Source organism: Pseudomonas sp. BP8 (assembly GCF_017875955.1).
Taxonomy (GTDB): Bacteria; Pseudomonadota; Gammaproteobacteria; order Pseudomonadales; family Pseudomonadaceae; genus Aquipseudomonas.
The window spans coordinates 4436510-4449393 of the sequence record NZ_JAGINK010000001.1 but is presented as its reverse complement, the minus strand read 5'-3'; the positions used below and the strand labels follow the sequence as shown (position 1 = coordinate 4449393).

16 protein-coding genes and 1 tRNA gene are annotated in these 12884 nt (G+C 60.8%); 9 read left to right on the top strand and 8 right to left on the bottom strand.

The window, feature by feature from the left end:
- Positions 1 to 93: 93 nt before the first annotated feature.
- The 3 genes from J3B00_RS19515 to J3B00_RS19505 form a co-directional block, all read right to left on the bottom strand.
- Positions 94 to 1923: an SLC13 family permease gene (locus J3B00_RS19515; RefSeq protein WP_209870476.1), complete on the bottom strand. Its 1830-nt coding sequence runs from the start codon at positions 1921 to 1923 to the stop codon at positions 94 to 96.
- 159 nt (positions 1924 to 2082) lie between these two features.
- Positions 2083 to 2475 carry a bacteriocin gene (locus tag J3B00_RS19510; RefSeq protein WP_209870473.1) on the bottom strand — a complete coding sequence of 131 codons (393 nt, stop codon included), beginning with the start codon at positions 2473 to 2475 and terminating at the stop codon, positions 2083 to 2085.
- A 77-nt stretch (positions 2476 to 2552) separates the two neighbouring features.
- Positions 2553 to 2735: a hypothetical protein gene (locus tag J3B00_RS19505; RefSeq protein WP_245362592.1), complete on the bottom strand. Its 183-nt coding sequence runs from the start codon at positions 2733 to 2735 to the stop codon at positions 2553 to 2555.
- Positions 2736 to 2955: 220 nt separating this feature from the next.
- Between J3B00_RS19505 and J3B00_RS19500 the strand changes: the two genes are divergently transcribed.
- Positions 2956 to 4116, top strand: coding sequence for a GGDEF domain-containing protein (locus J3B00_RS19500; protein WP_209870470.1), 1161 nt, complete (start codon positions 2956 to 2958; stop codon positions 4114 to 4116).
- 1 nt (position 4117) lies between these two features.
- Here the strand turns inward: J3B00_RS19500 and J3B00_RS19495 are convergent, their stop codons facing one another.
- Complete coding sequence (locus J3B00_RS19495; RefSeq protein WP_209870467.1) at positions 4118 to 4423, bottom strand: RcnB family protein; 306 nt, start codon at positions 4421 to 4423, stop codon at positions 4118 to 4120.
- A 116-nt stretch (positions 4424 to 4539) separates the two neighbouring features.
- Between J3B00_RS19495 and J3B00_RS19490 the strand changes: the two genes are divergently transcribed.
- The gene (locus J3B00_RS19490) at positions 4540 to 4890 is read left to right on the top strand and encodes a hypothetical protein (protein ID WP_209870465.1); all 351 of its coding nucleotides are present in this window, start codon (positions 4540 to 4542) and stop codon (positions 4888 to 4890) included.
- 178 nt (positions 4891 to 5068) lie between these two features.
- On the opposite strand, the gene J3B00_RS19485 is transcribed toward J3B00_RS19490, so the two are convergent.
- The 4 genes from J3B00_RS19485 to J3B00_RS19470 all read right to left on the bottom strand — a co-directional run bounded on the left by J3B00_RS19485 (position 5069) and on the right by J3B00_RS19470 (position 8233).
- Positions 5069 to 5836 (bottom strand): SDR family oxidoreductase, encoded by a 768-nt coding sequence (locus J3B00_RS19485; RefSeq protein ID WP_209870462.1) that lies wholly within the window; start codon positions 5834 to 5836, stop codon positions 5069 to 5071.
- A gap of 23 nt (positions 5837 to 5859) precedes the next feature.
- Positions 5860 to 6927 carry a phosphotransferase family protein gene (locus tag J3B00_RS19480; RefSeq protein WP_209870460.1) on the bottom strand — a complete coding sequence of 356 codons (1068 nt, stop codon included), beginning with the start codon at positions 6925 to 6927 and terminating at the stop codon, positions 5860 to 5862.
- Between the two features lie 223 nt (positions 6928 to 7150).
- Positions 7151 to 7468, bottom strand: a complete 318-nt coding sequence (locus tag J3B00_RS19475; protein WP_209870456.1) for an SCP2 sterol-binding domain-containing protein — start codon at positions 7466 to 7468, stop codon at positions 7151 to 7153.
- Positions 7469 to 7522: 54 nt separating this feature from the next.
- Positions 7523 to 8233 (bottom strand): histidine phosphatase family protein, encoded by a 711-nt coding sequence (locus J3B00_RS19470; protein WP_209870452.1) that lies wholly within the window; start codon positions 8231 to 8233, stop codon positions 7523 to 7525.
- Between the two features lie 198 nt (positions 8234 to 8431).
- Between J3B00_RS19470 and sohB the strand changes: the two genes are divergently transcribed.
- From sohB to J3B00_RS19435, 7 genes are all read left to right on the top strand, one after another.
- The gene (gene sohB, locus J3B00_RS19465; protein WP_209870448.1) at positions 8432 to 9451 is read left to right on the top strand and encodes a protease SohB; all 1020 of its coding nucleotides are present in this window, start codon (positions 8432 to 8434) and stop codon (positions 9449 to 9451) included.
- A gap of 152 nt (positions 9452 to 9603) precedes the next feature.
- Positions 9604 to 9677: transfer RNA gene (locus tag J3B00_RS19460), tRNA-Cys, on the top strand.
- 206 nt (positions 9678 to 9883) lie between these two features.
- Complete coding sequence (locus J3B00_RS19455; RefSeq protein ID WP_209870444.1) at positions 9884 to 10180, top strand: hypothetical protein; 297 nt, start codon at positions 9884 to 9886, stop codon at positions 10178 to 10180.
- A 165-nt stretch (positions 10181 to 10345) separates the two neighbouring features.
- A complete protein-coding gene (locus J3B00_RS19450) occupies positions 10346 to 10510 on the top strand; it encodes a hypothetical protein (RefSeq protein WP_209870442.1) in 165 nt (54 codons plus the stop codon).
- Positions 10511 to 10615: 105 nt separating this feature from the next.
- Positions 10616 to 10837 (top strand): hypothetical protein, encoded by a 222-nt coding sequence (locus J3B00_RS19445; protein WP_209870439.1) that lies wholly within the window; start codon positions 10616 to 10618, stop codon positions 10835 to 10837.
- 26 nt (positions 10838 to 10863) lie between these two features.
- Positions 10864 to 11148 (top strand): hypothetical protein, encoded by a 285-nt coding sequence (locus tag J3B00_RS19440; RefSeq protein WP_209870437.1) that lies wholly within the window; start codon positions 10864 to 10866, stop codon positions 11146 to 11148.
- Positions 11149 to 12663: 1515 nt separating this feature from the next.
- A complete protein-coding gene (locus J3B00_RS19435; protein WP_209870433.1) occupies positions 12664 to 12858 on the top strand; it encodes a hypothetical protein in 195 nt (64 codons plus the stop codon).
- Positions 12859 to 12884 lie beyond the last annotated feature (26 nt).

The window sequence follows — 12884 nt, the reverse complement described above, 5'->3', positions numbered from 1 at the left end:
GTGTTTGCACAGCCTCGTTGATGTCAATTGGATGGTATGGCAACACGAGCATCGTCGACGATGCCTTTGTGCCGCAGACCCTGAGGGGGGCGTTCACAGCGGGAAAATCCACGGCACCATGATCACGGTGACCAGCATCACCAATAGGGTGAACGGCACACCGACTTTGATGAAGTCGGCAAAGCGGTACTGCCCTGGCCCCAGCACCAGGGTGTTGACCGGCGACGACACTGGCGTCATGAACGCCGCAGAGGCCGCCAGTGCCACGGTCATGGCGAAGGGATACGGTGACATGCCCAGTTGGCTGGCGGTGCTGATCGCCACCGGCGCCATCAGTACGGCGGTGGCGGTGTTGGAAATGAACAGACCGATTACCGCTGTTACCGCAAACAGGCAGGCGAGAATCGCGCTCGGCCCGGCGCCGCCGAGCACGCTGACCAATCCACCCACCGCGAGGTCGATGCCGCCGGTCTGCTGCAGGGCCAGGGCAAAGGGTAGCATGCCGACGATCAGCACCAGGCTCTGCCAGTGGATGGCGCGGTAGGCGCTGTTCATGTCGATGCAGCGCCCGGCGCCCATCAGCAGGCAGCCGATCAGCGCTGCAATGACATTGGGTACCGCGCCGCTGACCATCAGCCCGACCATCACCGCCAGGCTGATCAGCGCATACGGCGCGCGAGCGCGGGCCGGCGCCACCTGGTCGATCTCGGCAGGCAGGCTCAGCACGAGGAAATCTTTCGGCTGGCTTTGCAGTTGGCGCACGGCTTTCCATGGGCCGACCACCAGCAGGGTATCGCCCAGGCGCAGCTTCTCTTCGACCAGTTGCTCCTCGATCGCACTTTGCTCGCGGCGCAGGCCGACCACGTTGAGGTCGTAGCGGCTGCGGAAGGTGAGCTCGAGAATGCTCTTGCCGATCAGTTGCGAGCCGGGCGGCAGCGACACCTCGGCCATGCCCAGTTCCTGCGATTGGTCGATGAAGTAGGCGGCCTTGAAGTGCAGCGGCTCGAGCAGCATGCTCTGGCACAGGCTGCGCAGGTCATCGCGGTTGGCGAACAGATCGAGCAGCAGTACGTCGCCCTGGTGCAGTACGGTGCTCGAGTCGGCGCTGATCACCCGGGTGGTGAATTTGTGTTGACGCTCGATGCCGATCACGTTGGCACCATGCCGGGTACGCAATTCCAGCTCGCCCAGGCTATGGCCGATCAGCGGCGAATGGGGGCGGATGCGCAGGCGCCGCTCACGGCCGTTGAGCTTGTAGTCGAGGACCAGGTCGAGCAGGGTGCGCCGGGATTCCACGCGCCCGTCCTTGCGCACTTCGCCATTGAGCCAGCGCCGTGTCAGCAGCATGTAAGCCACACCCAGTACCAGTACCACCAGGCCGAACGGGGTAAAGCTGAAGAAGCTGAAGCCTTGTTCGCCATGGCGCACCAGTTCGCTGTGCACCACCACGTTGGGCGGTGTCGCCACCAAGCTGAGCATGCCGCTGATCAGGCCGGCAAAGCTCAGCGGCATCATCAGCCGGCTTGGCGACAGTTGCAGGCGTGCAGCAATGCTCAACACGACCGGAATGAAGATCGCGACCACCCCGGTAGAACTCATCACCGAGCCCAGGCCCGCCACCGACACCATCAGCAGGACCAGCAGGCGCGCCTCGCTGTTGCCGGCGCGGGCGCTCATCCATTCGCCGATGCGGTAGGCGATGCCGGTGCGCACCAACCCTTCGCCAATCACGAACAGCGCGGCAATCAGCACCACGTTGGGGTCGCTGAAACCGGCCAGGGCTTGTTCGATGGTGAGGATGCCGGTCAACGGCAGGAGGACGATCACCAACAGCGCGACCACGTCCATGCGCGGGCGATTGAGGATGAACAGGATGACGACGACGGCCAGCAGGCCAAGGACCGTGAGCAGCTCAGGGTTCATGGGGAGGGGGTGATCCTTCACTCAAGGGGGCACGTTAAAGACAGTAGCAGTCAGTGTGCCATTGCAGAGTGAAGCAGGTGTTGATGTGTTGCAGTGTTTGCAGCGGTGTTTTGTGTCAGTGCGGGCCTGTTTGCATGGCACGCACTGACACAGCAATCATCAGTGACGATGACGGCGCTTGTGTTTCTTGCTCTTGCCGCCGTCGCCCAGGTGGTTGCCGATGGCACCGCCGGCTGCACCGCCAAGGCCAGCGCCGACGGTGGAACCGGTCGAACCGCCGAGCTTGCCGCCCAGCAACGAGCCGCCGGCCGAACCCAGGCCGCCACCCAGTGCCGCCTCGGTGCGGTTGCCCTTGCGTGCACCGACCGCACTGCCTGCAGCGCCACCCAGGCCAGCGCCTATCGCGGCACCGGTGCTGCCGCCCATCTGCTGGCCGACAACGTTGCCCAGCGCACCACCCAGGCCGCCGCCAATGGCGGCAGTGCCGTCACCGGCAAAAGCGCCTTGGCACAGCAGCAGGCCCAGAGCAAGGGAAGGCAGAGTCAGACGCATGATCATGAACCTCGAAGGAATCATCAAAGTAGAGGGAGGCCGCAGGAGGCGCGGCACATCAGGGTTGGGAAGACGCTTTAGCGGTAGCTGCGGTCACGGTCGCGGCGATCATCGTTGTCGCGGTCGCCACGGTGGTGATGGCCGTGACCTCGGTCGCGGTCGCGGTAGCCACCATCATCGTCATGGTAGTGGTGGCTGTGGCAGCCGGCCGCGAGCAGCATGGCGGCAATCAAAGGGAGGCTTGCAAGGCGAATGAACACGATATAGGTCCTTGATCCGCAAAGGTTTACTGGGTAACTGATCAGACCGGGTTCGATCCATTTGGTTTCTCCAGCGGTAGAATTTTTTTCATCCCGGGCGAGCCTTTGGCGCCTGGCGGCTGCTGGTCTGGCTCGCTCGGTCATGGCCGGGCTGCGCGCCGAGGCCTAGACTTGTCGCCAGGCCGCAGCAAAGATGGCCAACTGCCACACGGTGACACTGATGATTGCCCATACGCCTACGCTGTTCGCCGCCGTTGCGCTGGTCGCGACCATCCTTGCCTTTTGCCTGCTGCTGGTAGGTCGACTCAACCGTCATGACAATTTGCTCCTGACCGGGTGCGGATTGCTCGCACATGCCTTGGCCTATGTCAGTTACACGCTTTACGCGCAAGCGCCGCTGTGGCTCAGTTATGGCGTGGGCAACAGCCTGCTGTCACTGGCCTTGGCGTTCTATTCGGCAAGCTTGTTTCGCGTGCGTGAGCAGCGTGTGCCGTGGCACTCCCTGTTCATCGTGCCGGTGTGCCTGCTGGTAGGGCTGATGCTGCTGCTCGACACCCTCGAGCCACGCATGTTGCTGGCCACCCTGGTGTTGATGTTGCAGTGTTCGCTGTTGCTGGGCTGGGCCTGGCGCCCCGTCGAGCGGCCAGGGCGGGCGCACCTGCTGCTGGTGATCGGTTCGCTGATCAGCCTGGTCGGCCTGGGCATGCGCGCAGTCGCGGTGGTGATGGGTGATGCAAGTGACATGCGCTATGACACCAGCAATCTGAAACAGACGGTCTCGGTCGCGATTGGTACGGCGACGGTGATGATGTACTTCATGGGGCTGGTGCTGATGGCCAAGGAGCGCAGCGAGTCGCGCTTGCAGCACTTGGCCCTGCGCGATGTGCTGACTGGCACCTACAACCGTCGGGCGATACTCGAACGCTTCGCAGCAGAGCTGCAGCGCGGGCGAAGCGAGCAAAGCAGCCTGGCGGTAGCGATGATCGATATCGACCACTTCAAGCGGATCAATGACCTGCATGGCCACTTGGCCGGTGACGAGGTCTTGTGCCACTGCGTGCGGCAGTTGCAGCAGCGCTTGCGATCAGGAGACAGCCTCGGGCGTTATGGCGGCGAAGAGTTTCTCTTGCTGTTGCCGCAAACGGATCGCGACGGCGCCATGAGTGCGCTGCAGGGCTTGCGAGAGGCTATTGCGCAAAGCCCGGCGCGGTTCGCCGGCGATGTGATCGAGCTGCGCTTCAGTGTGGGCTTGTGGTGCGGCGTGCCGAGCCTGGAAGACAGCGCCGCAAGCCTCCTTGGCCAGGCGGATGCGGCGCTTTACCAGGCCAAGGCGGGTGGGCGCAATGCCGTGCACATGGCGCCCGAGCCTCTGGCCTGTTAGATCAGGAGCCGGAATGGATCGCCAGGACCACGCCGTTGGTGGTCTGCACCAATACGTAGTGATCGCCCATTTTTACCCAATGGCTTTCTTTTTCCGGGGCGGGCAGGCCTTTGGCTTTCCAGTCGCTTATTGCCGCATCATCACGCTTGTATTGGTCGGGGGCTTTGTCGCCAACCTGGAGTTCGCGGTTGTGGGTTTCCGGGGCGGTGATGCTCTCCTCGGTGCTTTGCGCCGCGTTGGCTACCAGCGGCAGGCAGGGCAGGGTGGCGGTGAACAACAGGGCAGACAGCAGTGGACGCAGTTTCATGCGCGATCTCCTAATGGCAATGCTTACCTATCTGCGACAACAGGCAGCGTCCGACAATTCACTCGCGATGGCGAGCAGTGCTAGAGTCGCGTTCTTTTTTGCCCCGAGGATCGAACATGCGAGCAATTCTGCCGGTGGCCGCAGCGCTGATGCTGATCGGCTGTGCGTCATCGACCATGGACGCCGCACGCAGCGGCGCGCCGACCGCGCAGCTGGCGTCGCACAAGGCTCCTCAGCGGGTTGCCGAATGCATCCAGTTCAGCTGGCAGGAAGAAGCAGTGTTCGGCGACGACGCCAGTGGTTACCTGCAGCCGCGCGCGCAGGGTGGTTTTACCGTGTACACCCGCGAGGCCGAGTCTTTCGCCGACATCTATCCTGATGCCGGCGGGACTCGCGTCGACTACTACGCGCAAAAAGCCGACACTCCGGCCCTGCGCCGGCGGGCGGCCGCGGCGACCTGCTTGTAACGCTAGGCTTTCAGCAGCGCTGGGGCGCTGCACGCCCCTTTCGCGACATAAGGCCTCTCTCATGGAACTAACGCTAAATCATTGAGTTAGCAGGATCCTGTGGGAGCGGCCTTGTGTCGCGAAAGGGCTGCAAAGCAGCCCCAAAAGTCTCAAATCATGCGCAATTCCAAGCCCCTTATCAGGACAGGAAACCGCCGTCGACGTTGAGCGCCGTGCCGGTGGTGTAGCTGGACGCCTCACTGGCCAGGTACAGCACTGCGCCGGCCATCTCGCTCGGCGCGGCGACACGCTTGAGCGGGATCTGCTGCAGGGCTGCAGTAAGGATGCTGTCGTTCTTCACCAGTGCCGAAGCGAACTTGGTGTCGGTCAACCCCGGCAGCAAGGCGTTGCAGCGGATACCGAACTGGGCGCATTCCTTGGCAAACACCTTGGTCATGTTGATCACGGCCGCCTTGGTCATCGAGTAGACCCCCTGGAACAGCCCAGGCGACACGCCATTGATCGACGCCACGTTGATGATGCTGCCCGCGCCGTTCTCGCGCATCAGCTTGCCGGCCTCGACCGACATGAAGAAGTAGCCGCGGATATTGACGTCGACGGTCTTCTGGAAAGCACCAGGATCGGTGTCCAGCACGTTGCAGAACTGCGGGTTGGTGGCGGCGTTGTTGACCAGGATGTCGAGCCGGCCGAACTGTTCGCGGATGTCGGCGAATACCTGCTGGATCTGCTCCAGCTCGCCAATGTGACACGCCATTGCCGTGGCCTTGCCGCCGGCGGCGATGATCGCATCGGCCACGTGCTGGCAGCCTTCGAGCTTGCGGCTGGAGACGATCACGTGCGCACCTTGCTGGGCCAGCAGGTGGGCAATGGCTTCGCCAATACCGCGGCTGGCGCCGGAGACGAAGGCGATCTTGCCGTCGAGGTCGAACAGTTGCGTCTTGGACATGCTGTTTTCCTTGTTGTCTGTCGTCAGAGTGCGGACTTGCCGATCACCTGCAGGGCCATCTGTTCCAGCAGCCGGTTCATCTGAATGAACTGCGCGAAGCGTTTGTCCTGGGTCTGGCCGTGGTGGAAACGGTAGTAGATCTGCTGCACGATCCCGGCCAGGCGGAACAGGCCGTAGCAATAGTAGAAGTCGAAGTTGTCGATGACGATGCCAGCGCGTTCTGCATAGTAGTCAACGAACGCCCGCCGGCTGAGCATGCCCGGGGCATTGCTGGGTTGGCGGCGCATCAGTTGCATGGGCGCCGGGTCGCCGGCTTCGATCCAGTAGGCCAGGCTGTTGCCCAGGTCCATCAGGGGGTCACCAATCGTGGTCATTTCCCAATCCAGCACGCCGATGATGCGCATCGGGTTGGCGGCGTCGAGGATGACGTTGTCGAAACGATAGTCGTTGTGCACGATGGCCGGGCGCGGGTGGTCGGCGGGCATCTTCTCGTGCAGCCAAGCGATCACCTGCTGCCAGCGCGGCGCGTCGTCGGTCAGGGCTTTTTCATAACGGCTGGTCCAGCCTTCGATCTGGCGCTGCACGTAGCCCTGTGGCTTGCCCAGGTCGGCCAGGCCGCAGGCGTCGTAATCGACCTGGTGCAACTCGACCAAGCGGTCGATGAAGCTCTTGCACAAGGCCTCGGTGCGAGCAGCGTCAAGGCCTAGCTCGGGCGGCAGGTCCGAGCGCAGGATGATCCCCTTGACCCGGTCCATCACATAGAACTCGCCGCCGATCAGCGACGCGTCGGTGCAGTGCACGTAGGCCTTGGGGCAGTAGGGGAAGCCGTCGTTGAGCTGGTTGAGGATGCGAAACTCACGGCCCATGTCGTGCGCAGACTTGGCTTTGTCACCGAACGGCGGGCGCCGCAGGACGAACTCGCGGTTTGCATAACCGACCAGGTAGGTGAGGTTGGAGGCGCCGCCCGGAAATTGACTGATGGCCGGTGTCCCTTCAAGCCCTGTTATGTGGGCCTTTAGGTAGCGATCGATGACGGCCGCATCAAGTTCTTCGCCGGGGCGTACCTGGGTGGACTGGTCGGTGAGCGTCATGCGTTATCCTTATTCTCGACTTCGAGGATTATTGGCTAATCTAATTGGCCTTCCGTAGTGGTACAAGCGTGCCAAGCTTGATATAGGTGCGCGTGTTGCAGGCTGATCACCGCGCCTGATGGCGCGGCCTGAAGCCGGTAAATCCGGTGCAGGCGCTGCGGGCAAAAAAAAAACCGAAGCCCCTAGAGGCTTCGGTTTTTTTGTCACTGGCGGTTGCCGAACCTTAGCCCGGGAACAGCTCGCTGAGCTTCATCGACAGCATCATGTCGCCTTCGACGCGCAGCTTGCCGCCCATGAACGCCTGCATGCCGTCGGTTTCGCCGGTGACGATGCCTTTGAGGGTCTCGCTGTCGAGCACCAGGGTGCAGTTGGCGTCTGGGTTCTCGCCTTCTTGCAGCTCGCAGGTGCCGTCCTTGACGATCAGGGCAAAATGTTTGTCTTCGTCAGTGATGTTGAAGCCGAACACCAGGTCCAGGCCGGCGGCGGCGGCGGGATCGAACTTTGCTTTCATCGCTTCGACGGCTTTAGCTACATCGCTCATGGCGTATTCCTTGTTAAGTAAGATTCGCGTCCGCAGGGACACAACAAGCCGGGCTCATCTATAGGTGATGAGCTCCGGCGCCTTCAACAGCTGCACGTGGGCTTGGCAGTTGAAGGAAGCCAGTGCCACGTCGTTGCCGCGAAACTTCAGCTGGCTGAGCGACGTGTTGATAATCTGCCAGTTAAGCGTGAACGCTTGGCTGGGGGTAATCCGTGTTACCAGGTGGAGCAGGGCAGCGATACCGCCGCCGGAGGTAAAAATGGCGATATTGTCGCCGCTTGCAGCACCCGCAAGGATGCGCTGCAGGCCACTTGCTATACGCGACGTGAAGGCCACCCAGCTCTCCAGGCCATCGTCCGGGTGCTGGCCGTCGTACCAGCGTTGCACCATCAAGGCGAACAGGCGCTGGAACTCACTGCGATGTTGTGCAGCATTGCGCAGGATGTGCAGCGCCTCCGGTTCATCCGGCAGTAGGCTCGGCAACAGCGTGCGAATTACCCCGTCAGCATCGAACTCGTTGAACGCCGGGTCGGTCTCGACGGCGGGCACCGGGCAGCCGTTGGCGCTCATCGCCGCCAGGGCCAGCCTTGCGGTGTCTTGCTGGCGGCGCAGATCGCCAGCTACGCAGCGATCAAGACGCAGGCCGAGGCGGGCCAGGTGATCACCCAGTGCCTGGCTCTGGCGTACCCCCACCGGTGAGAGCACGTCATAGTCGTCGGCACCAAATGAGGCTTGGCCATGTCGGATCAGGTAGATGCTGCCCACGTGGTTGTCCGGCCTGCTGGAAGTTGCTGGGAGGTTAGGATGCGCCAGAGAGGCTGTCAACGAAAAAACATACAAGCGTTTGAAAAGCTTGTTTGAACTGTGTTGCCAGCGTTTTCCCCGGCTGGCAGCACCCCGAGCGCACCGGTATGCTTGCATCAATTACGCGCCGCACAGGCGCTGGTCTATCAAGGAGTCAACGTGGAGTTTCTTGCTGAATACGCAAGCTTTCTCGCTAAAACCGCCACCCTGGTTATTGCTATCCTGGTGGTGCTTTCGGCTATTGCCGGCTTGCGTGGCAAAGGTCGGCGCAAGCCTGGCGGGCAGTTGCAGGTCACCCGCCTCAACGATGCCTACAAAGAATTGCGCGAGCGCCTGGAAGCCGGCTTGCTCGACAAGGCCCAGCTCAAGGCCCTGCGCAAGCAGCAGGCCAAGGCAGACAAGCAACTGAAGAAGAGCAAGGCCGAGGAGAAGGGCCGGGTCTTCGTGCTGGATTTCGATGGTGATATCAAGGCGTCGGCCACCGAGAGCCTGCGTCACGAAATCACTGCGTTGCTGACCCTTGCCACCCCGCGCGATGAAGTCGTGCTGCGCCTGGAGAGTGGTGGTGGTCTGGTACACAGCTACGGCCTGGCTGCGTCGCAGCTGGCGCGCATCCGCCAGGCGGGCATTCCGCTGACGGTGTGCATCGACAAGGTCGCCGCCAGCGGCGGCTACATGATGGCGTGCATTGGCGAGAAGATCGTCAGTGCGCCGTTTGCCGTGCTCGGCTCGATCGGCGTGGTGGCGCAATTGCCGAATATCAACCGGCTGCTGAAAAAGCACGACATCGACTTCGAAGTGCTCACTGCCGGCGAATACAAGCGGACCCTTACCGTGTTTGGCGAAAATACCGAGAAGGGCAGGGAGAAGTTCCAGGAAGACCTCGACATCACCCATCAGCTGTTCAAGGACTTTGTCGGCCGCTATCGCCCGCAACTGCACATTGATGAAGTGGCGACCGGAGAGGTCTGGCTGGGTGTCGCTGCCCTGAACCGCAACCTGGTCGATGAACTGGGCACCAGTGACGAGTACCTCAGCACCCGCGCTCGCGAAGCCAACCTGTTCCATCTGCATTTTGCCGAGCGCAAGAGCCTGCAGCAGCGTATTGGCATGGCTGCCAGCGGCGCGGTCGAGAACACCCTGGTGGGTTTGTGGAGTAAACTCGGCCGCTTGCGCTAACACCTTGAACCCCTTGAAGATTTTTTCTGATCAGGGGGTTGCAAGGTTAATCGAATGCAGACATAATGGCGTCCATTGAAGCGCAGCAAGCTTGAAAAAGCCCTGAAGTTTCAAGGAGATAGCTTAGCGAAAGCGGCTAGATCCAACCTTGAGGCCGAGTAGCAAAGTGGTTATGCTCCGGATTGCAAATCCGTCTACGCCGGTTCGATTCCGACCTCGGCCTCCATATTCGAAAGCCCCGCAGATTAACGTCTGCGGGGTTTTTCTTTGTGGGTCGGAAAAAGCAGGAGTTGCGAAGCTTCAGTCTTTCCAGGGCTTTGCTATCGCGGCGAGTCGGCGGTAAATCCTCTCATTTCGTTGTTCTAAGACAGGCGCATTACCCTGAAATGCGCTATTGCTGAAAACTGGGTAGTCGATTGAGTAGGAGGTTCCATGAAGCAAATGCTATGGGGTGCCGTGCTGGTGTCGGTCGCAGGTTTTGCCAATGCGGGGATCCCGCTGGTCAATGCCACCTGTCCAGGGGGCATCGAGGTTCACGCCGATGAAGGCGGGCCGGTCTATATCAATGGCAAGGAGGCCAAGCTGAAGAAATTCAGCGACACCTACTTCGAGGCCAAGGGCGGTGGTGTCACTGTCTCGCTCATGGTTAACCCTGACGGTGATGCGAGCGTGTCCTATACCGGTAAGGCCGGGGCAAACGGGGTGTGCGAGTTGACCGAGCAGGATTGATACGAGGGCGCTGCAGCGCAACTTCATCGTGCGCCATTTTGCTGAGATCTGCCGAAAATGTGGGTCGATCAGGCTTTATTTGCCTTTTAAACCTGCGATTGCACTCAACGGTGTATAGTGTCGGGCGAGTCCTCTGTCTGGGTGGCTCATCAGTGAGGTGTCAGCATGTCCCATTCTGCGGCCAATCAGGCTCAACAGCGTTTGAATGAGCAAGTCGAGCAGTTCCTCTCCAAGGGTGGCACGATCAAGGAGGTTGCCAGAGGTGTCAGTGGCTTCAATCCTGCGGCTCCCAAGGTGCACTGGACCAAAGCCCAAGCCGCGAAAGCGTGATTGGCGTGTGCCTGTCCTGATGCCTTCTGGCGCGCCACGCAAGGTGGCTTAGCGCTGGGGGGCTGTTTTTTTAAGGCGTTGCGGTTTGACGCCTGAGGAGCAGCCATGGAAAGCGAGCCAACCAACAGTGAACTGGCCTTGCATATCGGCATCGATGAGGCGGAGGTTGAGCGCTACCGCGGTGATACTTTCCGTCTGGGTGACGGCTCCTGGCTGATCCATTTTGCCTTTGTCATGCCCAAGGAGCTTCGTCAGCGGTTTACGGGCAGCTTCACCGTGCGCGTTGACAGGACCGTTGCGGATCCACGGCGGGTCGATTACCTCTAGGTTTATATCTTTAGTATTAACGCTTGATGAATATCAAGAGCGTTGCCATGCCTGTGATGTGGCAAAATGATGCCGTAGTATCATCACGGCACGAGGCAGCCAAGGTAATGAAGGTCAAGGTGGTAAATGTTGTAGTGGGGGCGCTGGTGCTGTGGGTGGGGGGGCTGTGTTTGTTGGTGGCAGTCATCTGGGATGTAGACGTGCCTGATTTTTCGATAGTGAGCAGCAATGTGTGGGTGCAGCGTGCGGGGTTGTTACTGGCGCTGACGACTGCTTTCATGATTGGTCGTGGCAGGCGCAGCAGGGTGTAGCACCTGGCAGCGGTGTTCGCCTGCCGGATAAAAGAAAACCCGCCAGCTAGGGCGGGTTTAAAGAACGTACGAAGCAGATTCAGTGTGCCTATCGGGTTGTCAGAAATTCGTGAAGAACATGTCGGCGGTCTGTCGATGAGGACTGTTCTTTGCGCTGAGGCCACTTCGTGTTCTTGCCAATTCCTGTGAGCTAGAAAAGATCTTCGCGGATTATTCGGGGGGCTTTGGTTTGGCTTGGGGGTTGAATTGTGGGCTTATCCATTTGGTGTGCTGGCGCTGCTGGCCCCTTTCGCCCTTACGGCGGGTCACTTTTTCTTGGAAAAAAGTAACCAAAAACTGCTTGCTCCTGCATCCGGCCCTTCGCTGCGCTGCGGGTCCCCTCGCTCCGGTCTTGCTCCGGGAGGACCGCGCTGTACGGCCCATCCTGGGCCTCAGCGCTTTCCGGCCATCCATGGCCTCCACCTCCCTGCGCAAGACCTCCACTCGGCCTCCTGAAGTCGCTGGTAGATCAAGATCAAGATCAACAGCCAGGGCAACGGCAGGCGAATCGCTGCGCTCTCGCGTTGTTTATTTACCAGCGGATTTGTGGGGTGGCTGGCAGGGCTGCGCCCTGCGATTTGCATTGGCAGTCCCGGCCTCTTCGCGGGGCAAGCCCGCTCCTACAGGGATTGCGCCGAGTTCAAAATTTGCGCAATCCCTGTAGGAGCGGGCTTGCCCCGCGAAGAGGCCCGAATATCCACCACCCATGCCACTATCGAAGATAACGCCAACCCAGGCGCCGCCCGCAACCGGGGGAGCCAGGGCAACGGCTGGCGAATCGCTGCGCTCTCGCTTTGTTTATTTACCAGCGGATTTGTGGGGTGGCTGGCAGGGCTGCGCCCTGCGATTTGCATTGGCAGTACTGGCCTCTTCGCGGGGCAAGCCCGCCTACAGGTACTGCGCAGAATTCAAATCTGCGCCAATCCTGTAGGAGCGGGCTTGTCCCGCGAAGAGGCCCGAACATCCACCCCACCTGCCACTATCGAAGACAACGCCAGCTCAGGCGACGCCCGTAACTTGGCGACCTCAGAAGGCCGAGTGGAGGTCTTGCGCAGGGAGGTGGAGGCCATGGATGGCCGGAAAGCGCTGAGGCCCAGGAGGGGCCGTACAGCGCGGTCCTCCCGGAGCAAGACCGGAGCGAGGGGACCCGGAGCGCAGCGGAGGGCCGGATGCAGGAGCAGGCGGTTTTTGGTTACTTTTTTCCAAGAAAAAAAGTGACCCGCCGTAAGGGCGGAAGGGGCCAGTGGCGCCACCACATCAAATGGATAAGCCCACACCCCACACCCCACACCCCTAAAACCCAGCTGCCCTAAAATCCGCGAAAAACCAAAAAAGCCCGCCATGATGGCGGGCAATAACGCTTGAAGGGAGAAGCCTCATCCTGGTCCGCACAGGTTAAGCCAGCGTTAACTCCCCCAGCGATTGACCGCGGCCAATGATCAGCCTATATAGGCGTCCACATTTCAGGAGCCCGGCATGCACAACGAAGACGACCTTCCCGAACCGGAACACGATCATCTGCTCGATCACGAATTTCTCTATGAAGACCACGATCCCGAGGCAGACGCCCAAGGCGCCGAGGATGACATCGAGATCGAGGAAGATGAAGACACCCTCGATGACTGCGACGACGACAATCATCCCGCCTGGCACGACGACGTCGACGACTAGGTACCGCTGCGGGCACGCCAATCATG